At 67.8% G+C, this 22,878-nt stretch carries 16 protein-coding genes; 9 read left to right on the top strand and 7 right to left on the bottom strand.

The window, feature by feature from the left end; genetic code table 11:
• Positions 1-209: 209 nt before the first annotated feature.
• From aceE to M0L44_RS15085, 4 genes are all read left to right on the top strand, one after another.
• Positions 210-2,927 (top strand): pyruvate dehydrogenase (acetyl-transferring), homodimeric type, encoded by a 2,718-nt coding sequence (gene aceE / locus M0L44_RS15100; RefSeq protein WP_252770641.1) that lies wholly within the window; start codon positions 210-212, stop codon positions 2,925-2,927.
• A 20-nt stretch (positions 2,928-2,947) separates the two neighbouring features.
• Positions 2,948-4,603 (top strand): dihydrolipoyllysine-residue acetyltransferase, encoded by a 1,656-nt coding sequence (gene aceF / locus M0L44_RS15095; protein ID WP_252770640.1) that lies wholly within the window; start codon positions 2,948-2,950, stop codon positions 4,601-4,603.
• 13 nt (positions 4,604-4,616) lie between these two features.
• Positions 4,617-6,464, top strand: a complete 1,848-nt coding sequence (gene lpdA, locus M0L44_RS15090) for a dihydrolipoyl dehydrogenase (RefSeq protein WP_252770639.1) — start codon at positions 4,617-4,619, stop codon at positions 6,462-6,464.
• 135 nt (positions 6,465-6,599) lie between these two features.
• Entirely contained in the window at positions 6,600-8,498 is a 1,899-nt protein-coding gene (locus M0L44_RS15085; protein ID WP_252770638.1) for a bifunctional diguanylate cyclase/phosphodiesterase, read from the top strand.
• A 9-nt stretch (positions 8,499-8,507) separates the two neighbouring features.
• Here M0L44_RS15085 and M0L44_RS15080 read toward each other — a convergent pair whose 3' ends face one another.
• Positions 8,508-9,053, bottom strand: coding sequence for an NUDIX hydrolase (locus M0L44_RS15080; RefSeq protein WP_252770637.1), 546 nt, complete (start codon positions 9,051-9,053; stop codon positions 8,508-8,510).
• 64 nt (positions 9,054-9,117) lie between these two features.
• On the opposite strand from M0L44_RS15080, the gene maiA reads away from it, so the two are divergent.
• Positions 9,118-9,750 (top strand): maleylacetoacetate isomerase, encoded by a 633-nt coding sequence (gene maiA, locus M0L44_RS15075; protein ID WP_252770725.1) that lies wholly within the window; start codon positions 9,118-9,120, stop codon positions 9,748-9,750.
• Entirely contained in the window at positions 9,740-10,525 is a 786-nt protein-coding gene (pgeF, locus tag M0L44_RS15070; RefSeq protein ID WP_252770636.1) for a peptidoglycan editing factor PgeF, read from the top strand. Before maiA ends, pgeF begins: the two co-directional genes overlap by 11 nt.
• Here the strand turns inward: pgeF and M0L44_RS15065 are convergent.
• Complete coding sequence (locus tag M0L44_RS15065; protein ID WP_252770635.1) at positions 10,457-10,747, bottom strand: hypothetical protein; 291 nt, start codon at positions 10,745-10,747, stop codon at positions 10,457-10,459. The genes pgeF and M0L44_RS15065 overlap by 69 nt on opposite strands.
• Positions 10,748-10,909: 162 nt before the next feature.
• Here M0L44_RS15065 and phaC point away from each other — a divergent pair, with 162 nt between their 5' ends.
• The gene (gene phaC, locus M0L44_RS15060; RefSeq protein ID WP_252770724.1) at positions 10,910-12,532 is read left to right on the top strand and encodes a class I poly(R)-hydroxyalkanoic acid synthase; all 1,623 of its coding nucleotides are present in this window, start codon (positions 10,910-10,912) and stop codon (positions 12,530-12,532) included.
• Between the two features lie 151 nt (positions 12,533-12,683).
• Positions 12,684-13,424, top strand: coding sequence for an acetoacetyl-CoA reductase (gene phbB, locus M0L44_RS15055; protein ID WP_252770634.1), 741 nt, complete (start codon positions 12,684-12,686; stop codon positions 13,422-13,424).
• Positions 13,425-13,501: 77 nt separating this feature from the next.
• Here the strand turns inward: phbB and M0L44_RS15050 are convergent, their stop codons facing one another.
• From M0L44_RS15050 to map, 5 genes are all read right to left on the bottom strand, one after another.
• Positions 13,502-14,137 carry a YitT family protein gene (locus M0L44_RS15050; RefSeq protein ID WP_252770633.1) on the bottom strand — a complete coding sequence of 212 codons (636 nt, stop codon included), beginning with the start codon at positions 14,135-14,137 and terminating at the stop codon, positions 13,502-13,504.
• Positions 14,134-14,352 carry a DUF2788 domain-containing protein gene (locus M0L44_RS15045; RefSeq protein WP_252770632.1) on the bottom strand — a complete coding sequence of 73 codons (219 nt, stop codon included), beginning with the start codon at positions 14,350-14,352 and terminating at the stop codon, positions 14,134-14,136. Before M0L44_RS15045 ends, M0L44_RS15050 begins: the two co-directional genes overlap by 4 nt.
• Positions 14,353-15,087, bottom strand: a complete 735-nt coding sequence (locus tag M0L44_RS15040; protein ID WP_252770631.1) for a DUF2189 domain-containing protein — start codon at positions 15,085-15,087, stop codon at positions 14,353-14,355.
• A gap of 171 nt (positions 15,088-15,258) precedes the next feature.
• Positions 15,259-17,841 (bottom strand): [protein-PII] uridylyltransferase, encoded by a 2,583-nt coding sequence (locus tag M0L44_RS15035; protein WP_252770723.1) that lies wholly within the window; start codon positions 17,839-17,841, stop codon positions 15,259-15,261.
• A 79-nt stretch (positions 17,842-17,920) separates the two neighbouring features.
• Complete coding sequence (gene map / locus M0L44_RS15030) at positions 17,921-18,724, bottom strand: type I methionyl aminopeptidase (protein WP_252770630.1); 804 nt, start codon at positions 18,722-18,724, stop codon at positions 17,921-17,923.
• A gap of 141 nt (positions 18,725-18,865) precedes the next feature.
• On the opposite strand from map, the gene purL reads away from it, so the two are divergent.
• Positions 18,866-22,870, top strand: coding sequence for a phosphoribosylformylglycinamidine synthase (gene purL / locus M0L44_RS15025; RefSeq protein WP_252770629.1), 4,005 nt, complete (start codon positions 18,866-18,868; stop codon positions 22,868-22,870).
• The last annotated feature ends 8 nt before the right edge of the window (positions 22,871-22,878 follow it).

Raw genomic sequence — 22,878 nt, 5'->3', positions numbered from 1 at the left:
GGAATGGAGGGGGATGGTGCAGCACAGCATGCTTTTATCGGGGGTTTTCCCCTAGAAAGGCGTTGTTTGGGGGGTCGCATTTGTTCCGTATTATGAAATCAACATTCGCTATTTGAAAATCAAATCGGGCTGTGCCAAACTCCGCCCGCACCCAAGTTCCCACCAAGGCGGGAAGCCTCAGGCCGTCCCGCACAACTCAGGAGACACGCATGTCCGCTCCGCCCGAATCCTCCATGGGCACCCCGGCCACCGATGCCGACAGCCAGGAGACCCGTGAATGGCTGGATGCCCTGAACGCCGTCATCCAGGCCGAAGGCCGCGAGCGGGGGCATTTCCTGCTGGAACAACTGCTGGAAGAAGCCCGGCAGCAAGGGGTGGACCTGCCGTTCTCGGCCACCACCGGTTACGTCAACACCATTGAGCCACAGGACGAGGCCCGCTCGCCTGGCAACCTGGACCTGGAAGGACGCCTGCGCGCCTTCATGCGCTGGAACGCAATGGCCATGGTGGTCAAGGCCAACCGCCTGCATCCTGAAGATGGCGGCGACCTGGGAGGACACATCTCCTCCTTTGCCTCGCTGGCTCACATGCTGGCGGCTGGCTTCAACCATTTCTGGCACGCGGACGACACCGACCACGGTGGTCAGCACGGCGGTGACCTGTTGTACATCCAGGGCCACAGCGCCCCTGGCATCTACGCCCGCGCCTTCCTGGAAGGCCGCATCAGCGAGGAGCAACTGCTGAACTTCCGCCAGGAGGTCGAAGGCAAGGGCCTGTCCAGCTACCCGCACCCCAAGCTGATGCCGGAGTTCTGGCAGTTCCCCACCGTCTCGATGGGCCTGGGCCCCTTGATGGCGATCTACCAGGCCCGCTTCCTCAAGTACCTGCACGCCCGAGGCATCGCCGACACCTCCGAACGCAAGGTCTGGGCCTTCCTGGGTGACGGCGAGATGGACGAGCCCGAGAGCCTGGGCGCCATCGGTCTGGCCGCGCGCGAGGGCCTGGACAACCTGATCTTCGTCGTCAACTGCAACCTGCAGCGCCTGGACGGCCCGGTGCGCGGCAACGGCAAGATCATCCAGGAACTTGAGGGCGAGTTCCGCGGTTCCGGCTGGAACGTGATCAAGCTGATCTGGGGCAGCAACTGGGACCCGCTGCTGGCGCGCGACAAGGACGGTGCGCTGCGCAAGATCATGATGGACACGCTGGACGGCGACTATCAGGCCTTCAAGGCCAACGATGGCGCCTTCGTCCGCAAGCACTTCTTCGAGCGTGATCCGCGCGCGGCCAAGCTGGTCGAGCACATGAGCGACGACGATGTGTGGGCGCTGCGCCGTGGCGGCCATGATGCCCAGAAGGTCTATGCCGCCTTCCACCGCGCCCACCACCACAAGGGCCAACCTACCGTGCTGCTGGTCAAGACGGTCAAGGGCTACGGCATGGGCAAGAGCGGCGAGGGCAAGAACACCGCCCACCAGACCAAGAAGCTGACCGACGAAGACATCAAGTACTTCCGCGACCGCTTCAACATCCCCATCCCGGACAGCGAGCTGCCCAAGATCCCGTTCTACAAGCCGGCCGACGACACGCCGGAGATGCAGTACCTGCACGCTCGCCGCAAGGCGCTGGGGGGCTACCTGCCGCACCGCCGCACCAAGGCGACCGAGCAGTTCACCGTGCCCGCGCTGGACATCTTCAAGGCGGTGCTGGAACCCACGACCGCCGGTCGTGAGATCTCGACCACCCAGGCCTATGTGCGCTTCCTGACGCAGTTGCTGCGCGACCAGGCCATCGGCCCGCGCGTGGTGCCCATCCTGGTGGACGAGGCCCGCACCTTCGGCATGGAAGGCTTGTTCCGCCAGATCGGCATCTACAACCCCAAGGGCCAGCAGTACACCCCGGTCGACCGCGACCAGGTCATGTACTACAAGGAAGAGACCAACGGTCAGATCCTGCAGGAAGGCATCAACGAGGCTGGCGGCATGGCCAGCTGGATCGCCGCGGCCACGAGCTACAGCACGAACAACCGGATCATGATCCCGTTCTACGTGTACTACTCGATGTTCGGCTTCCAGCGCATCGGCGACCTGGCCTGGGCGGCGGGCGACATGCAGGCCCGCGGCTTCCTGCTGGGCGGCACTTCGGGTCGCACCACGCTCAATGGTGAAGGTCTGCAGCACGAAGATGGTCACAGCCACATCCTGGCCGGCACCATCCCGAATTGCGTCAGCTACGACCCGACCTTTGCGCACGAGGTGGCGGTGATCATGCACCATGGCCTGAAGCGCATGGTCGAGCGGCAGGAGAACGTGTTCTTCTACATCACGCTGCTCAACGAGAACTACGCCATGCCGGGCCTGAAGCCGGGCACCGAAGCGCAGATCATCAAGGGCATGTACCTGCTGGAAGAGGGCGCCAAGAAGACCCCGCGCGTCAACCTGCTCGGCTCGGGCACCATCCTGCGCGAATCGATGGCTGCCAAGGCGCTGCTGGAGGCCGACTGGGGCGTGGCCGCCAACATCTGGAGCTGCCCGAGCTTCAACGAACTGGCCCGCGATGGCCAGGACTGCGAACGCTGGAACCTGATGCACCCGACCGAGACGCCCAAGGTGCCTTTCGTCACCGAGCAGCTCTCGGCCCACGCCGGCCCGGTCATCGCCTCGACCGACTACATCAAGAGCTACGCCGAGCAGATCCGCGCCTTCATTCCCAAGGGCCGCAGCTACAAGGTGCTGGGCACGGACGGTTTCGGCCGCAGTGACTTCCGCAGCAAGCTGCGCTGCCACTTCGAGGTCAACCGCCACTATGTCGTGGTCGCCGCGCTCAAGGCCCTGGCCGACGAAGGCAGCGTGCCCGCCACGGTGGTGGCCGAGGCCATCGCCAAGTACGGCCTGAACGCCGACAAGATCAACCCGCTGTACGCCTGACGCACCACGGAGACAAGAACATGGCATTGGTGGAAGTGAAGGTCCCCGACATCGGGGATTTCAAGGACGTCGCCGTGATCGAGCTGCTGGTCAAGCCCGGCGACACGGTCAAGGCCGAGCAGAGCCTCATCACGGTCGAATCCGACAAGGCCTCGATGGAGATTCCGTCGAGCCACGCGGGCGTGGTCAAGGAACTCAAGGTCGCCCTGGGTGACAAGGTCAACGAGGGCAGCCTGCTGCTGCTGCTGGAAACGGCGGGCAGTGCGGCTGCGCCGGCTCCGGCCACAGCCCCTGCACCCGCGGTGGCGGCACCAGTGGCCGCCCCTGCTGCAGCGGCTCCCGTGGCAGCCCCGGCGGCCTCGGGCCCGGTCGAGGTGCGCGTGCCCGACATCGGCGACTTCAAGGACGTCGCGGTCATCGAGCTGCTGGTCAAGGTGGGTGACACCGTCAAGGCCGAGCAGAGTCTGATCACGGTCGAGTCCGACAAGGCCTCGATGGAGATCCCCTCCAGCGCGGCCGGTGTGGTCAAGGAAATCAAGGTCGCCCTGGGCGACAAGCTCAACCAGGGCAGCCTGGTGGCCATCCTGGAAGGCGTCGCGTCGTCGGCCGCCCCCGCACCGGTGGCGGCTGCACCGGCAGCCGCACCTGCCGTGGCCGCGGCGGCTCCGGCCACCGCTGTCGCGACGGCACCGGTCGCTTCGGCGGTGCCCGCCCACGAGCCCACGGTCGCGCCCAGCGGCAAGCTGCCGCATGCCTCGCCGAGCATCCGCAAGATCGCGCGCGAGCTGGGCGTGCCGCTCGCCGAGATCCTGGGCAGCGGCCCCAAAGGCCGCATCACCCAGGCGGATCTGCAGGGCTTCGTCAAGGGCGTGATGGCCGGCCAGGTGAAGACCGCGGCCCAGAAGGCCGCCGCGCCAGCGGCCGAGCAGGGCGGTGGCATCCCTGGCCTGCTGCCCTGGCCCAAGGTCGACTTCGCCAAGTTCGGCGAGATCGAGACCGTGGCCCTGTCGCGCATCAAGAAGATCAGCGGCGCCAACCTGGCCCGCAACTGGGTGATGATCCCCGCGGTCACCTACCACGAAGATGCCGATATCACCGACCTGGAGGACTTCCGCGTCCTGGTGAACAAGGAGAACGAGAAGTCCGGCGGCGCCAAGCTGACCATGCTGGCCTTCCTGGTCAAGGCCTGCGTCAAGGCGCTGCAGAAGTTCCCCGAGTTCAACAGCTCGCTGGACGGCGACAACCTGGTCTACAAGAAGTACTTCCACATTGCCTTTGCGGCCGACACGCCCAATGGCCTGATGGTTCCGGTGATCAAGGATGCCGACAAGAAGAGCGTGATCGAGATCGCCGCGGAGTCGTCCGTGTTGGCCAAGAAGGCCCGCGACGGTAAGCTGGGCCCGGCCGACATGCAGGGCGCCTGCTTCACCATCTCCAGCCTGGGCGGCATCGGCGGAACCGGTTTCGCGCCGATCGTCAACGCACCCGAGGTCGCCATCCTGGGGGTCAACAAGAGCGTGATGAAGCCGGTGTGGGACGGCAAGGCCTTCCAGCCGCGTCTGGTGCTGCCGCTGTCGCTGACCGCCGATCACCGCGTGATCGACGGCGCGCTGGCCACCCGCTTCAACGTCTACCTGGCGCAGCTGCTGGCGGACTTCCGCCGCATCGCCCTCTGAGCGGGAGCACAGCATGGCATTGATCGACGTGCGTGTGCCGGACATCGGCGACTTCAAGGACGTGGCCATCATCGAGCTGCTGGTCAAGCCCGGCGACACGGTGAAGGCCGAGCAGAGCCTGATCACCGTCGAGTCCGACAAGGCCTCGATGGAGATCCCCAGCAGCCATGCCGGGGTGGTCAAGGCACTGAAGGTGGCCCTGGGCGACAAGGTCAACCAGGGCAGCGTGATCCTGACGCTGGAAGCGGCCGAAGCTGCCGCCGCGGCGCCTGCCGCACCCGTGGCAGCCCCCGCGGCCGCCGCACCGGCGGCTGCTCCGGCTCCGGCTCCGGCTCCGGCTCCCGCGCCGGTGGCGGCGCCGGCCGCGGCCGGCAGCTACACCGGCCCGGTGGACCTGAGCTGCGACGTGCTGGTGCTGGGCGGTGGCCCTGGCGGCTATTCGGCTGCCTTCCGCGCGGCCGACCTGGGTCTGAACGTGGTGGTGGTCGAGCGTTACCCGACCCTGGGCGGCGTCTGCCTGAACGTGGGCTGCATCCCGTCCAAGGCGCTGCTGCATGTGGCCGCGGTGATGGACGAGGTCAAGCACCTGGCCGAAGCGGGCATCGCCTACGCCGAGCCGGCGGTGGACATCGACAAGCTGCGCGGCCACAAGGACAAGGTGGTGGGCAAGCTGACCGGCGGCCTGGGTGCCATGGCCAAGATGCGCAAGGTCACGATCGTGCGCGGCTACGGCAGCTTCATCGACCCCTACCACCTGCAGGTGGACGAGACCACCGGCCCCGGGCAGGACCGCAGCGGCGGCGGCAAGGTGGTCAAGTTCGGCCACGCCATCATCGCCGCGGGTTCGCAGGCCGTGCGCTTGCCGTTCTTCCCGGCCGATGAGCGCATCGTCGACTCCACCGGTGCGCTCAACCTGAAGTCCGTCCCGAAGAAGATGCTGATCGTCGGCGGCGGCATCATCGGCCTGGAGATGGGCACCGTCTATTCCACCCTGGGCGCCCGCCTGGACGTGGTGGAGATGTTGGACGGCCTGATGCAGGGCGCCGACCGCGACTTGGTCAAGGTGTGGCAGAAGATGAACGCGCCGCGCTTCGACAACATCATGTTGAAAACCAAGACGGTGGGGGCCGAGGCCACGCCCGAAGGCATCAAGGTGAAGTTCGAGGCCGCCGACGGCACGACCAGCGAGCAGGTCTATGACCTGGTGCTGCAGGCCGTGGGCCGCACGCCCAACGGCAGGAAGATCGGTGCCGAGGCCGCCGGCGTGGCCGTGGGCGAGCGCGGCTTCATCCCGGTGGATGCCCAGCTGCGCACCAACGTGCCACACATCTTCGCCATCGGCGACGTCGTGGGCCAGCCCATGCTCGCCCACAAGGCGGTGCACGAGGGCCATGTGGCGGCCGAAGTCATCGCCGGCACGGTCAAGGGCGATGCCGCGCTGGCCCGCAGCCAGTTTGATGCCCGCGTGATTCCCAGCGTGGCCTACACCGACCCCGAGGTGGCCTGGGTGGGCCTGACCGAGGACCAGGCCAAGGCCCAGGGCATCCAGGTCAAGAAGGGCCTGTTCCCCTGGACCGCCTCGGGCCGCGCCATCGCCAACGGCCGCGACGAGGGCTTCACCAAGCTGCTGTTCGACGATTCGCCCGAAGCCCATGGCCACGGCCGCATCCTGGGTGGTGGCATCGTCGGCACCCATGCGGGCGACATGATCGGCGAGATCGCGCTGGCCATCGAGATGGGCGCGGACGCGGTGGACATCGGCGCCACCATCCACCCGCACCCCACGCTGGGCGAGAGCCTGGGCATGGCGGCCGAGGTGGCCCACGGCAGTTGCACCGACCTGCCGCCGCAGCGGCGCTGATGCCCTCATCCTCCGCCACGGGCAGAGCAGGGGACCTCCGGGTCCCCTTTTTTCTGCCTGGCTGGGCGGACGGCCCCGCTTTTCGAAGGCTCACCCATGGAGCGCGCAGGGTATAAGAGCGCCAGAGGAGAGCCCATGAGTCTGATCCGCCAAATCTGGCTGTTGCTGCTGCTGACCCTGATCCTGGCCTTCGGGGGTGCTTTTGGCCTGTCGCTGGTTTCGGCCCGCGCGTCGCTGAGCACCCAGATCACCCAGCAGAACCAGAACAGCGCCTTGTCGCTGGCGCAGGTCCTGGACCAGGACGGGCGACTGACCGTGATGGCGCTGACGCTGGACCGGCAGTTCAAGCTGGGTGCCTATGAACACCTGCGGCTGCTCGACGCCCAGGGCATGCCGGTGCTGGAGCGCACGGCGTCCCCGACCGTGGACGGTGTGCCTGGCTGGTTTGCGCGCTGGGTGGCGCTCGAACCGGTGGCGGGGCGGGCCGAGCTCATGGCAGGGCCCCAGCACGCCGGCGTTCTGGAGGTGCAGAGCAGCACCCGCTTTGCGCTGCAGGAGCTCTGGGCGGTGAGCCGACGCAGCCTGTTCGCGATGCTGAGCCTTGGCGTCCTGATGGGGGCGCTGGGCTGGGGCGTCTTGCGGCGCCTGCGTCAACCCCTGGCCCGCACGGTGGAACAGGCCCAGGCCCTGACCGAACGACGCTTCGTGACGGTCAGCGAACCCGATGTGCCCGAACTGCGTCAGCTGACCCGGGCCATGAATGTGATGGTGGAACGGCTCAAGGCGCTGTTCGACGAGCAGGCGGGACAGGTCGAGCACTGGCGCCGTCAGGCCCATGCTGACCCGATGACCGGCGTGTCCAACCGGGCCCACTTCATGACGCGGCTCAAGCTGATGCTGCAGTCCGAGGAACATGCCGCAGGCGGTGCGCTGCTGTTGGTGCGTGTCGGCGACCTGCAGGGCCTGAACCGCCGCCTGGGCCGCCAGCGCACGGACGATGTCCTGCGGGAGGCCGCCCACACCATCCTGGACTCGGTGGGAGGCGCCAGCGTCTTCGAGGTGGGGCGTCTGAATGGCTCCGACTTTGCGATCGTCCTGCCCGAGGTGGGCAGCCTGCGCGAACCCGCCATGGATGTGGCCGCACGGCTGCGTTCGCTCTGGCGCGGCCAGCTGCCGCCAGTGGCCGCGGTGATCGGCGCGGTGCGCTGGTGGCATGGCGCGCCCATGTCTGCATTGCTGGCAGCGGCGGACCATGCCCTGGCGCGCGCCGAGGCGCGGGGGCCTTTTGCGGTGGAGATCGATGACAGCGGCGATTCCCTGGCGATGGGCGAAGACGCGTGGCGCCAGCTGCTGCGCAACGCATTGTCGACGGGCCAGGCCGCGCTGGCCGAGTTCCCGCTGATCGACATGAACGCCGCGGTGGTGCACCTGGAATGCCCTCTGCGTCTGCCCCTGCAGGGGACCGAAACCCCCGCCCCGGCGGCCGAATGGCTGCCCATGGCCAAGCGGACCCAGCTCACGGCCCAGGTCGACCTGGTGGCGGTGGAACTGGCGCTCAAGGCCATCGCGCGCGACAGCATGTCCCGCGCAGTGAACCTGAGCCCCCGGTCGTTGCAGGACAGCCAGCTGATGCCGCGCCTGCGGGCGCTGCTGGAAGCGCACGCCGCCAGTGCACCGGGCCTGTGGCTGGAGGTGGACGAGCAGGGCGCCCTGAACCAGTTGCCATCGCTGCGAGAGCTGGTGGGCATGGCCCACGCCCGCAGCGCCCGCGTGGGCCTGGAGCACGCCGGCCACCATCTGTCCGACCCCACCGCCCTGCTGGAGGCCGGACTGGACTTTGTCAAACTCGATGCCAGCGTGACCGAGGGCATCGCCCTTGACGAGGCCCTGGGCCAGCACGCAGATGCGCTGGTCCGCATGCTGCACGGCATTGGCCTGAAGGTCTATGCCGAGGGCGTGGCCAGTCCGGACGACGCCGCCGCACTGTGGCGCGCCGGGGTGGACGGCATCACCGGGCCAGCTGCCCGGCGCTGAAGGGCCAGGTCAGGCGATGTCCAGGGCGTGGACGTCGTACTGGCCCGTGCGACGGTTCTCGAAAAACAGGCGCAGCGTTTCGCGCACGGTGCGGAAGGCCAGCTCGTCCCAGGGGATCTCGTCTTCCCGGAACAGGCGGGCCTCCAGGGTTTCCGGGCCCGGATCCAGGTGCAGGTCCAGCATCCTGGCGCGGTAGAACAGGTGCACCTGGCCCACCCGCACCACATTGAGCAGGGTGAAAAGCCCTTCGAGCTCGACATGGGCGCCGGACTCCTCGACCGTCTCACGCAGGGCGCCTTCGGCCGTGGTCTCGCCCAGTTCCATGAAGCCGGCGGGCAGGGTCCACAGCCCATGGCGGGGCTCGATCGCACGCCGGCACAGCAGCACCTGCTCACCCCACACGGGCACGGTGCCCACCACATTCAGCGGGTTTTCGTAGTGCACCAGACCACAGGCGGTGCAGACCGCCCTGGGCCGGTTGTCGTCCGGCGGTACGCGGTAGTCGGTGGGGGCACCGCAGACGCGGCAATGACAGATGGAGCGCACGGGCAGCATGGCGGCAAAGTGTACCGGTGCGCGTGGCATGATGCCTTGCCTGAACCGCACACCCGCCTGCGAGATGGAACTCTTCAACTACTTCCGGTCTTCCGCGTCCTACCGGGTACGCATTGGTCTGGCCCTCAAGGGGTTGGACTACACCTACCGCCCCGTTCATCTGGCCAAGGGAGAGCAGCACGGCGAGTCCTATGCGGCGGTGTCTGCCACACGGCTGGTGCCCCTGCTGGTCGACGGTGATCAGCGCCTGCACCAGTCCCTGGCGATCCTGGAGTACCTGGACGAGACCCACCCCGAGCCGCCGCTGCTGCCCAGAACACCGGCCGAGCGAGCCCGGGTGCGGGCACTGGCCATGGACATCGCCTGCGAGATCCACCCCCTGAACAACACCCGGGTGCTGCGCTTTCTGGTCAAGGACCTGGGGTTGCCAGACGCCGACAAGCAGCGCTGGTACCGTCACTGGGTGGAGTCGGGCCTTGCTACCTTGGACGCCCAATTGGCCCAGGCGCCAGCCCGCTATGCCTGCGGCGACCAGCCAGGACTGGTGGACTGCGTGCTGGTGCCCCAGGTGTTCAACGCCCAGCGCTTCAATTGCCGACTCGACCACGTGCCGCAAGTGATGCGGGTGTTCGAGGCCTGCATGGCCCTGCCGGCCTTCGACAAGACCCAGCCCAAGTACTGCCCCGATGCCGAGTGAACGCCATCCCGACTGGCTGGTGGCCGACGGGCTGCCCGCGCAGGTCCGGGGGCTGATGGCCACCCGGGCCGGCGGCGTCAGCCAGGGCGCCTGCCAGGGACTCAACCTGCGCCCCAACGAACTGCCCCGGGCCACCGAGGACGATCCCGCCCACATCCGCGAGAACCAGCGGCGCTTTGCCGCCGCCTTGGACGGCGCCGTGCCGGTCTATCTGAACCAGGTGCATGGTGCTGACGTCGTACGCCTGCACCGGGACCGGCTGCCCACGCCGGGCGACTGCCCGGTGGCCGACGCCAGCCTGACGACCGATCAGGGCGTGGCCTGCACGGTGCTGGTGGCCGACTGCCTGCCGGTTCTGCTGGCCGCGCCTGCGGGCCGAGGGGTCGCCGCTGCGCACGCCGGCTGGCGCGGTCTGGCCGGCGGGGTGCTGGATCGCACTGTGGCCGCGCTGTGCGAGGCCAGCGGCTGCGCACCATCGGAGCTCTCGGCCTGGCTGGGCGCCAGCATCGGCCCCGCGCGCTTCGAGGTGGGCGGCGAAGTACGAACGGCCTTCCTGGATCAGCCTCAGCATTCGGCAGAGCGCTTCCGCGCCACCGGCGTGCAGGGCAAATGGTGGGCCGATCTGCCAGGCCTGGCGCGGGAGCGCCTGGGCCACCTGGGGGTACGGCAGATCAGCGGCGGGCAATGGTGCACCGTCAGCGACCCATCACGGTTCTTCTCGTTCCGGCGCGATCGGGACACCGGCCGACACGCTGCCGCCATCTGGATCGTCTGAAATAGGTGCACGGGCCGTCTCGGCCGGTACGGCTTCTGTCACGCGAAGACGCGCCCGCCGCCGCGCGGGCGTGCCCAGGATGTAGAGCACAACGGACAGCGGGATGACGCCATACAGCAACAGCGTGAAAAGTGCCCCAAGCACGCTGCCCTGAGGAGAGGTGGCTTCCACCAGTGTCATCAGGGCAACGACGAAGGCCCATGCAATGGCAACGATATACATTCGGGATCAGTGGGATGAAGGTGGGTGAGGCGCTGCCGGCTCACGCATCCATTGTGAGGGCATGACGGAGACACAAGCGTGGTGACCAAGAAGAAGTCCGAACAAGCCAAAACGGGCCCGCAGCCCGATCCCGCCGAAGCCTTTGGCTCTGCCGTGGGGGAAATGTGGAAGTCCCTGTCTGCGCTGAGCATTCCTTCGGCCGCGCTGTCCCAACTGCAGGCCGATTACCTGCGGGATGCCACGCTGCTCTGGAATGGCGTGCTCGCGCCGGTGGCTGGCGAGGCCGGCCCACCGCTCGCGCCGGTCAAAGACCGGCGCTTCAGCGCGGCGGACTGGCAGACCCGGCCCAGTTCCGACTATGTGGCGCGCATGTACCTGCTCAATGCGCGCACGCTGATGCAAATGGCCGAGGCCGTGCAGGCCGACGACAAGACCAAGGCCCGGGTGCGCTTTGCTGTGCAGCAGTGGGTGGACGCCGCCAGCCCGGCCAACTACCTCGCCTTCAACCCCGAGGCCCAGCGCAAGGCCCTGGAGACCGGCGGCCAGAGCATCGTCCAGGGCATGCAGCACCTGTGGAACGACCTGCGCCAGGGGCATGTGTCGCAGACCGACACCACCCAGTTCGAGGTGGGCCGCAACGTGGCCACCACCGAAGGCGCGGTGGTCTTCGAGGACGAACTGTTCCAACTGATCGAGTACAAGCCGCTGACCGCCAAGGTGGCCGAGCGGCCGCTGCTGATGGTGCCGCCGTGCATCAACAAGTACTACATCATGGACCTGCAGCCGGCCAACTCGCTGGTGCGCTATGCGGTGGCACAGGGCAACCGGGTCTTCATGCTCAGCTGGCGCAACCCCGACGAGGGCCTGTCCCACCGGAGCTGGGATGACTACGTCGAGCAGGCCGTGATCCGCGCCATCCAGACGGTGCAGGCGCTCTCCGGCGCCAAGCAGATCAACACCCTGGGTTTCTGCGTGGGGGGCACCTTGCTGGCCACGGCCCTGGCCGTGCTGGCAGCGCGCGGCGAGCACCCCGCCGCCTCGATGACGCTGCTCACCGCCCTGCTGGATTTCAGCGACACCGGCATGCTGGACGTCTTCATCGACGAAGCGGCCGTGCAGCTGCGTGAGGTCACTATCGGCGACAAGGCCCCGGGCGGCCCCAAGCTGCTCAAGGGGCAGGAACTGGCCACGGCCTTCAACTTCCTGCGCCCGAACGATCTGGTCTGGAACTACGTGGTCGGCAACTACCTCAAGGGCGAGATGCCGCCAGCCTTCGATCTGCTCTACTGGAACGGCGACAGCACCAATCTGCCCGGGCCGATGTACTGCTGGTACCTGCGCAACACCTACCTGGAGAACCGACTGCGCGAGCCCGGGGCGCTCACCGTCTGCGGCGAGCGTCTGGACCTCGGGCTGTTGAAGCTGCCGATCTACCTCTATGCCTCGCGCGAGGACCACATCGTGCCCTGGCAGAGCGCCTACGCCTCCACCCGCCTGTTCCAGGGGCCCCGCCGCTTCGTGCTGGGCGCGTCGGGCCACATCGCCGGGGTCATCAACCCGCCCGAGGCCCGCAAGCGCTCCCACTGGACCAACGAGACGCTGGCAGACCAACCGGAAGCCTGGCTGGCGGGTGCCCAGGAGCAGCCGGGCAGTTGGTGGACGGACTGGTCAGCCTGGCTGGCGCCGCACAGCGGCCGCCAGATCACGGCCCCCAAGAGCTATGGCGGGCGTGGCTATCAGGCCATCGAGCCCGCACCCGGACGCTATGTGAAGGCTTCTGCTTGAGCCGTGTCAAGCCGCTCGTCAGCCCGGGCCCAACATCATGCCGCGTGGGCTTTGTTGCAGTGCAAAGGGATAGTCCCGAGGGTGTGACGATCCGGCAGGCCCGATAGTGTTCCTCAAGCAATCCATTGACACACCAGAGGAGAGACAGACCATGACGCAGCAACGGGTGGCCTACGTGACCGGGGGCATGGGAGGCATCGGCACTTCCATCTGCCAGCGCCTGGCCAAGAGTGGCTACAAGGTGATCGCCGGTTGTGGCCCCAGCCGCGACTTCCAGAAGTGGCTGGACGAACAGAAGGCCCTGGGCTACGAGTTCCACGCCTCCGTGGGCAATGTGGCCGACTGGGATTCCACCGTCGAGGCCTTCAATGCCGCCAAGCAGGCCCACGGCCCGATCGATGTGCTGGTGAACAACGCCGGCATCACCCGCGACCGCATGTTCCTGAAGATGAGCAAGGAAGACTGGGATGCGGTGATCAGCACCAACCTGACCTCGATGTTCAATGTCACCAAACAGGTGGTGGGTGACATGGTCGAACGCGGCTGGGGTCGCATCGTCCAGATCTCTTCGGTGAACGGTGAGAAGGGGCAGGCGGGTCAGACCAACTACTCGGCCGCCAAGGCGGGCATGCATGGCTTCACGATGGCCCTGGCCCAGGAACTGGCGGCCAAGGGTGTGACCGTGAACACCGTGTCGCCTGGCTATATCGGCACCGACATGGTCCGTGCCATCAAGCCCGAGATCCTGGAAAAGATCGTGGCCAGCATCCCAGTCCGGCGTCTGGGGGCTCCAGAAGAAATCGCCTCGATCGTCGCCTGGCTGGCCGGTGAGGACTCGGGTTTCACGACGGGCGCGGACTTCTCCTGCAACGGCGGCCTGCACATGGGCTGAAAGCCCTCGGCCAACGACAAAACGGGCGCCCTTGGGCGCCCGTTTTCTTTGGTGGCGGTGCCCGCGATGCGAACTGTTCAGAACGCGGTGTAGCGCCCCGGCTTGTGGTTGACGGCCAGAGCGAAGTTCATCGCCGCCGCCCCCAGCACGGACAGTGCCAGACGCCGCACATCCACCCAGGGCAGGGATGCCAGCAGGATGGTGGCGTCCAGCAGCAGTTGCACCTTGCCCGCCCGCCAGCCGAAGCGTTCCTGCAGCCACAGCACGACGGCGTTCAGACCGCCCAGGCTGGCGCGATGGCGGAACAGGATGATGAAGCCGGTGCCGATCATCAGGCCGCCCCCCACGGCCGCGAACAGGGGTTGCACCATCTCCAGGCGCAGCCAGTGCGGCATCCATTCGCTGAGCAGGGCCAGCAGGCTGACCGCCAGCAGGGTCTTGATGGTGAAGCGCGGCCCCAGCCGTCGCCACGCCAGCCAGTAGAAAGGCAGGTTGATGACGAAGAACACCGGCCCGAAAGCCCAGCCGGTGGCCAGGCGGGTCAGCAGGGCCAGGCCCACAGTGCCGCCGGTCATCAGGCCGGCTTGCCGGAACAGGGTCAGGCCGACCGCCACGAACAGCGTGCCGATCAGCAGTGCCTGAACATCTTCGAACAGCGTGTGACGCTGCGCGGAGACCTCGGCCGCAGCCGCTGCAGAAGGGGCGGTGCTCATTCGATGATGCCCGCCATGAAGAACTTGATCAGGCCCTTGGCAGCAAAACCCAGCAGTCCCACCCCCAGGCCCAGCAGGAGCACGAAGGTACCGAAACGCCCCGCTTTCGACTCCCGGGCCAGCTGCAGGATGATGAACACCATGTACAGCATGAAGGCCGTGACCCCGAAGGTCAGGCCGAACCAGGCAATCTGTTCTTCCGAAAAACCAAACATCTATCCATCGCGGCCTGCCCGGGCAGAACCGTCCACTACATCCCGGTAGACATGCCAGCTGGCATGCCCCAACCAGGGCACGATCACGATCAATCCCAGCATGGCCGTGGCCATGCCCAGGGCGGTCAGGCCCATCAGCAGGGCCGCCCAGAATGCCATGGCGGCAGGGTGTTCCAGGATCACTTTCCAGCTGGTGAACACGGCGCCCATCACCCCGATCGGGCGATCCAGCAGCAGCGGCATCGCCACCACTGTGGAGGCGAACACCGGTGCGGCCAGCAGGGCTCCCAGCGCCAGCCAGGATTCGAACACCAGTCCTTCCGGTGCCAGCACCACATAACGCAAGAAGTCTTCCAGCGTCTCGAGGTGTCTGGGCACCAGACCAGTGACCAGCAGGGCCGAGGTCAACACCCAACCCGTGCCGGCAAAAGCCAGAAGGATACCGAAAACCACGAGGCGCCCATCCCGCAGAGCCCAGCATGACAGCGCGGTATGCAAGCTTGGCGACAGCCCGCGCTCCAGATCGCGGCTGATCGCATACAGGCCAGTGACCAGCAAGGGCCCGATCAGCAGGAAGCCGGTGAAGGCCCCGATGAGCAGCCAGAAATGGTGCCACCCCGCGGCAGCCAGCAACATGCCGAAGAGGCTGACCGCGAGGCCGTGCAGCAGCCCCGGCACCGGGCAGCGCATGAAATCCCGCCATCCCTGCCCCAGCCAGGCCAGCGGCTGCAGCAAGGGCAGGGCACGGACCCGGTAGCTGCGGGACTCGATCAGTGCCTTCTCGGCCAGGTGGATGGACATGGCGGCTCTCCTGACAGACATGCTCACCGCGCCGAAAGGGGGCGCAGCCCAAGTGTCAGTGTCCGACCGGGCTCACGCCACCGGGTTGGTCCCGAGGCGCCAGAATCACCGAGGTGGCGTCAGGGCATCCAGCAATTCGCTTTCGACCTGCAGCTGGATCTTGGGCTGCTGCATGGCCTTGCCACAGACCAGGAAGGTGTCCTCCACCCGCTCGCCCAGCGTCGTCACCTTGGCGAGCTGCAGGCTGATCTCATGGCGACCCAATACCCGGGCGATGGCGTACAGCAGGCCGGGCCGATCGCTGGCGCTGATGGACAGCAGCCAGCGTTGGCGGCGCTCGTCAGGCCGCAGGGCCACCCGCGGCTTGACCGGGAAGGAGCGCACCCGGCGCGAAACACGGCCACGCATGCCGGCCTCCGGCAGCGGGGCGGTGCTGGCCAGGGCCTGGGTGGCCTGGGTTTCGACCAGGGAGATCATGTCCCGGTAGGCCGAGGGCTCGGGATCGTCCATGGTGGAACTCACCACCTGGAAGGTGTCCAGCGCATAGCCCTTCTTGGTGGTGTGCACCTTGGCGTCCTGGATCGAGAAGCCCGCGCCATCGAAGTAGCCGCAGATGCGTGCGAACAGGTCCGGCCGGTCCGGCGCATACACCAGCACCTGGAGACCTTCGCCCACGCTGGACGGCCGCGCCCGCACGATCGGCTCCTGCGTCTCCAGGTAGCGCCACAGCGAGCGGGCATGCCAGGCGATGTCGGAGGCGTCGTGCCGCGCGAAGTAGCTGAGCTCCAGCGTGTCCCACAGCGGCCCCTCGGTGCCGGGCAGGGCCGAATGCAGGGCCAGCAAATGGCGGGACTCCTGCTTGCGGGCCTCGATCTCGGCATCGGCATTGGGTGCCGCGCCGCCCAGGGCCCGCAGCGTCATGCGGAACAGGTCTTCCAGCAGCTTGGCCTTCCAGGCGTTCCAGACCTTCGGGCTGGTGCCGCGCACGTCGGCCACAGTCAGCAGGTACAGACCGGTCAGCCGCCGGGCATCGCCCATCTTCTGGGCAAAACGGGCCACCACGTCCGGATCGGACAGGTCTTCCTTCTGCGCCACGCGGCTCATGGTCAGGTGCTCGCGCACCAGGAACTCGACCAGACCGGTGTCGGTCTTGTCCAGGCCGTGGTCGCGGCAGAAGCGCCGCACCTCCACCGCGCCCAGCTCGGAATGGTCGCCGCCGCGCCCCTTGGCCACGTCGTGGAAGAGAGCGGCGATGTACAGCAGCCAGGGCTTGTCCCAGTTGGCCGCCAGCTGGCTGCACTGGGGGTATTCGTGGGCGTGCTCGGGGATGAAGAAGCGCCGCACATTGCGCAGCACCATCAGGATGTGCTGGTCCACGGTGTAGACGTGGAACAGGTCGTGCTGCATGCGTCCGACGATGCCGCGGAAGACCCAGAGGTAGCGCCCCAGCACCGAGGTCTGGTTCATCAGCCGGAAGGCGTGGGTCTGTCCCTCGTGCTGCTGCAGGATCTCCATGAAGAGATCGCGGTTGAGCGGGTCGCGCCGGAAAGCGCCGTTCATCACCCCGCGGGCGTTGTACAGCGCGCGCAGCGTGCGGGCCGACAGGCCCTTGATCCCCGGCGTCTGCTGGTAGATCAGGAAGGTCTCAAGGATGGCATGCGGGTTGTCGAGGTACAGCGTGTCGCTGGCCACCTCCAGCATGCCGGCGCGGTCCAGGAAGCGGGCGTTGATCGGCCGCATCGGCACGCTCTCGGACGCGTTGATCCGCTCCTCGATGTTGAGCATCAGGATCTGGTTGAGCTGCGTGACTGCCTTGGCTGCCCAGTAATAGCGGTGCATCAGCACCTCGGAGGCCCGTTCGCTGCCGCTGGCGTGGAAGCCGAAGCTCTCGGCCACGGCGGTCTGCAGGTCGAAGACCAGCCGGTCTTCGCGCCGCCCAGCCACCAGGTGCAGCCGGCAGCGGATGAGCTTGAGGATGCCCTCGTTGCGCTGCAACTGCTTGACTTCGAAGGGCGTGATCAGGCCCTTGGCCGCCAGTTCGGCCCAGGTCTTGCCCAGGCGCGCGGCGCGGGCCACCCACATCACCACCTGCAGGTCGCGCAGGCCGCCCGGGCTCTCCTTGCTGTTGGGCTCCAGCGCGTAGGGCGTGTCCTCGTACTTTTCATGGCGCTGGCGCATCTCCAGCGTCTTGGCGCGCAGAAAGCCCTCCGGCTCCACCGACGCCAGGGTGCGGTCGGCGAACTGCTTGTAGACCTTGCGGGTGCCGCACAGCAGGCGGCTTTCCAGCAAGGCCGTCTGCACCGTCACGTCGGCCTTGGCCTCGGTGATGCATTCGGCCAGCGTGCGCACCGAGGAACCGATCTCCAGGCCCACATCCCAGCAGGCGGTGATGAAGTCCGACACCGCGGACTTCACGGCTTCGTCGCGCGCCTGAGCCTCGGGCAGCAGCACCAGCACATCCACGTCCGAGTAGGGGAACAGCTCGCCACGCCCGTAGCCACCCACCGCGATCAGCGCGGCCTGTGAAGGCAGCGCCGCCTGATGCCACAGCTGGGCCAGCGTGGTGTCCACATGCCGCGCCAGGGCCTTCATCAGCCGCGAGGCGCTGGTGACCGTGGGACGGGCCTCGCGGAAATGGTCCAGCAACTCCGCCTTGCCCTGCTTGAAGCGTTGGCGGATCTCGCCCATTGGGAGCGGGCCGGCCGGGGCCGGAGCGGGTGCGGAGCTGTCGTCGTCGCGGGCCATGGTACTGCGGGGCCGGAGGCGTTCAGCCGGTGACGAAGGCCGGTGGCTTGGGCGTGCCGGCCGACAGGGTCAGCACTTCGTAGCCGGTTTCAGTCACCAGCACCGTGTGTTCCCACTGGGCGGACAGGGAACGGTCCTTGGTGACGATGGCCCAGCCATCCGGGCCTTCCTTGATCTCGCGGCGCCCGGCGTTGAGCATGGGCTCGATCGTGATCGTCATGCCCGCCTTGAGTTCTTCCAGCGTCCCCGGGCGGCCATAGTGCAGCACCTGGGGTTCTTCGTGGAAGCCGCGGCCGATGCCGTGGCCGCAGAACTCGCGCACCACCGACAGGCCGGCGTTCTCGGCAAAGGTCTGGATGGCGTGACCGATGTCGCCCAAGCGGGCACCAGCGCGCACCTTGACGATGCCCTTCCACATGGCCTCATGGGTCAGCAGGCACAGGCGCTTGGCCACCATGGAGCCTTCGCCGACGATGAACATGCGGCTGGAATCGCCATGCCAGCCGTCCTTGATCACCGTGATGTCCAGGTTGACGATGTCGCCTTCCTTGAGCGGCTTGTCGTTCGGGATGCCGTGGCAGACCTGGTGGTTCACCGAGGCGCAGATCGACTTGGGGTAGGGGCGGTGTCCCGGCGGCGCGTAGTTCAGCGGCGCCGGAATGGCCTTCTGCTCGTGGACGATCAGGTCGTGGGCCAGTTGGTCCAATTGGTTGGTGGTGACCCCGGGCTTCACATGCTCGGCCAGCATGTCCAGCACTTCGGACGTCAGGCGTCCGGCCACCCGCATGCCTTCGATGTCGGCCGCGCTCTTGATGGAAATCGTCATGGGCTGAATTATCCCATCGCATCGTAAAATTGCCGGTTTCCATGGCCCAGGCAGTGCTTTCGCGCAAGGACTGCCCGTGCCGATGCCACTCCAGGCTGCCCGCAAGCACCGCCTCAGACCGCCGCCAACCGACGGGATTCCATGTCCACAGCTCCCAAGCACCTGATGCACTTCGAGGGCGGCAACGCCCTGTCCGCCTTCCGCGCCGCCGCGCTGCTGCCTCGCCTGCAGGCCGCCTGCCCGCGCATCACCGGGGTGACGGCCCGCCATGTGCACTGGGTCTGGAGCGACGGACCGCTGTCGACCGAAGCCGCTGGCAAGCTGGCCGAGCTGCTGAACTACGGCGACCCGGCGCAGGGTGACGACGGCACCCTGGTGCTGACCATGCCGCGCCTGGGCACGGTCTCGCCCTGGGCCTCCAAGGCCACCGACATCGCCCACAACTGCGGCCTGGCCATCCACCGGGTCGAGCGCGTCACTGAATACCGGCTGCAGCTCAAGAGCGGGCTGGTGAGCAGCCTGACCGGCAGCGCCAAGCCGCTGAACACCGAGGAACTGCAGGCCTGCGCGCTGCTGCTGCACGACCGCATGACCGAGAGCGTGGCCTTCGAGCGCGAGGCGGCCGCCCACCTGTTCGACGAGAAGCCGGCCGAACCCATGGCCCATGTCGACGTGCTGGGGCAAGGGCGTGCCGCGCTGGAGGCCGCCAACGTCACCTTCGGCCTGGCGCTGTCGGGCGACGAAATCGACTACCTGGTCAAGGCCTTCACCGGCCTGCAGCGCAACCCGACCGACGTCGAGCTGATGATGTTCGCCCAGGCCAACAGCGAGCACTGCCGGCACAAGATCTTCAACGCCGAGTTCGTCATCGACGGCGAGAAGCAGCCGCTGTCGATGTTCGGCATGATCCGCAACACCGAGAAGCTCAACCCGCAGCACACCATCATTGCCTACAACGACAACGCGGCGGTGATGGAAGGCGGCCCGGTGCAGCGCTGGCTGCCCGAGGGCTATCTGGACGCGCCCAAGTACGGCGCCAAAGCCGAGACGGCCCATGTGCTGATGAAGGTGGAGACCCACAACCACCCGACAGCCATCTCCCCGTTCCCCGGGGCCTCCACCGGCGCGGGCGGCGAGATCCGCGACGAGGGCGCGACCGGCCGCGGCGCCAAGCCCAAGGCGGGCCTGACCGGCTTCAGCGTGTCCAACCTGCATCTGCCCGACACGGACGAGCCCTGGGAAGCCCAACCCTACGGCAAGCCCGAGCACATCGCCAGCCCGCTGCAGATCATGACCGAGGGCCCGCTGGGCGGCGCGGCCTTCAACAACGAGTTCGGCCGACCCAACCTGGGCGGCTACTTCCGCGTCTACGAGCAGACGGTGGGCGAGGGCGCCCAGGCCGTTCGCCGCGGCTACCACAAGCCCATCATGATCGCCGGCGGCATTGGCGTGATCAGCGATGGCCAGACCAAGAAGCTGCCCTTCGGTGCCGGCACGCTGCTGGTGCAGCTGGGCGGCCCGGGCATGCGCATCGGCATGGGCGGCGGCGCCGCCAGCTCGATGGCCGCGGGCACCAACACCGCGGCGCTGGACTTCGACAGCGTGCAGCGTGGCAACCCCGAGATCCAGCGCCGCGCCCAGGAAGTCATCAACCACTGCTGGACGCTGGGCGAGGCCAATCCCATCGTGGCCATCCACGACGTGGGCGCTGGCGGCATCTCCAATGCCTTCCCCGAGCTGGTGGACGGTGCCGAGAAAGGCGCGCGTTTCGATCTGCGCCAGGTGCCGCTGGAGGAATCCGGCCTGGCGCCCAAGGAGATCTGGTGCAACGAGAGCCAGGAGCGCTACACCCTGGCGGTGGACCCGGCCAAGCTGGACGCCTTCGATGCGATGTGCCGGCGCGAGCGCTGCCCCTACGCAGTGGTCGGCGTGGCGACCGACGAGCCCGAGCTGATCCTGGAGGACGGGCCGGGCGGCGAGCGCGTGATCGACATGCCCATGGACGTGCTGCTGGGCAAGCCGCCCAAGATGCTGCGTGACGTGAAGCGGGTGGAACGCCAGCTGGCGCCGCTGAACCTGACCGGCGTGTCGCTGGCCGATGCGGCCCGCAACGTGCTGCGCCACCCCACCGTGGCCAGCAAGCGCTTCCTGATCACCATCGGTGACCGCACCGTGGGCGGCCTGAACCACCGCGACCAGATGGTCGGCCCCTGGCAGGTGCCGGTGGCCGACTGCGCCGTGACGCTGGCCGACTTCGCCGGCTTCCGCGGCGAGGCCATGAGCATGGGCGAGCGCACCCCGTTGGCGGCGCTGGACGCCCCGGCGTCGGGCCGCATGGCCGTGGCCGAGGCCATCACCAACCTGCTGGCCGCACCCTTCGAGCTCTCGCGCGTCAAGCTCAGCTGCAACTGGATGGCCGCCTGCGGCGAGCCGGGCGAGGACGCTGCGCTCTACGAAACAGTCAAGGCCGTGGGTATGGACCTGTGCCCGGCCCTGGGCGTGAGCGTGCCGGTGGGCAAGGACAGCCTGTCCATGCGCACCCGCTGGAACGATGAAGGTCAGACCAAGCAGGTCGTGGCCCCCGTGTCGCTGATCGTCTCCGCCTTCGTGACGCTGGACGACGTGCGCGGCACCCTGACCCCGCAGCTGCAGGATGGCGACACCACCCTGATCCTGGTGGACCTGGGCCAGGCCAAACGCCGCATGGGCGGCTCCATCCTGGCGCAGACGCTGCAGCAGTTCGGCGACGCGGTGCCCGACCTGGACGACCCAGCCCAGCTCAAGGCCCTCGTGGCCGCCGTCAACCAGTTGCGTGCCGAAGGCCAGCTGCTGGCCTACCACGACCGCTCCGACGGCGGCCTGTGGGCGGCAGCCTGCGAGATGGCCTTTGCCGGCCACCGTGGCGTCAGCCTGAACGTGGACATGCTGGTCTTCGAGGGCGACGGCATCAGCGACAGCCGCGCCGACACCGGCGATGCCAAGAACTGGGCCACCCAGGTCAGCGGCCGCCGCGACGAGCTGACCCTGCAGGCCCTGTTCAACGAGGAACTGGGGGCCCTGCTGCAGGTGCGGACTGCCGACCGCGACGCGGTGCTGGCCACCCTGCGCGCGCACGGCCTGTCCACCTGCAGCCACGTGGTGGGCAAGCCCAACGACAAGGGTGTGGTCGAGGTCTGGCGCGACGCCAAGAGCCAGTTCTCGGCCCCGCTGTCCGAGCTGCACCAGCTCTGGGACGAGGTGAGCTGGCGCATCGCCCGCCTGCGCGACAACCCCGCCTGTGCCGACCAGGAACACGCCGCCGCCGGCAGCGAGGATCCGGGCCTGCACCTGGCCCTGAGCTTCGACCCGGCCGAGGACGTGGCCGCGCCCTACATCGCCAAGGCCCGGCCCAAGGTGGCCATCCTGCGCGAGCAGGGCGTCAACAGCCATGTGGAGACCAGTCAGGTCTTCGCGCTGGCCGGCTTCGACGCCCACGACGTGCACATGAGCGACCTGCAGTCCGGCCGCGTGCCGCTGTCGCAGTTCCAGGGCTTCGTGGCCTGCGGCGGCTTCAGCTACGGCGACACCCTGGGCGCCGGCGAGGGCTGGGCCCGCTCCGTGCTGTTCAACCCGGCCCTGGCCGACCAGTTCCAGGCCTTCTTCGGCCGCAGCGACACCTTCGCCCTGGGCATCTGCAACGGCTGCCAGATGATGGCGGCGCTGTCGCCCATCATCCCGGGCGCCGAGGCCTGGCCCAAGTTCACCCGCAACAAGAGCGAGCAGTTCGAGGCCCGCCTGGCCCAGGTCGAGGTGCTGGAGAGCCCCTCCATCTTCTTCCAGGGCATGGCCGGCAGCCGCCTGCCCATCGCCACCGCCCACGGCGAGGGCTTCGCCGACTTCTCGCAGCGCGGCGACGTCAACCGCGTGCATCAGGCCATGCGTTATGTGGATGGCCGGGGCCAGCCGACCGAGGTCTACCCGTTCAACCCGAACGGCAGCCCGGGCGGCCTGACCTCGGTGACCACGCCGGACGGCCGCTTCACGGTGCTGATGCCGCACCCGGAGCGGGTGTTCCGCAATGTGCTGATGAGCTGGAACGGGGGCGACATCAGCGCCTACAGCCCCTGGATGCGCATGTTCCGCAATGCGCGCAAGTGGGTGGCTTGACCGAGCCA

The organism is Ideonella oryzae, from assembly GCF_024055665.1.
Lineage (GTDB): Bacteria > Pseudomonadota > Gammaproteobacteria > Burkholderiales > Burkholderiaceae_C > Ideonella > Ideonella oryzae.
This window is presented reverse-complemented; position numbering and strand designations above follow the sequence as displayed.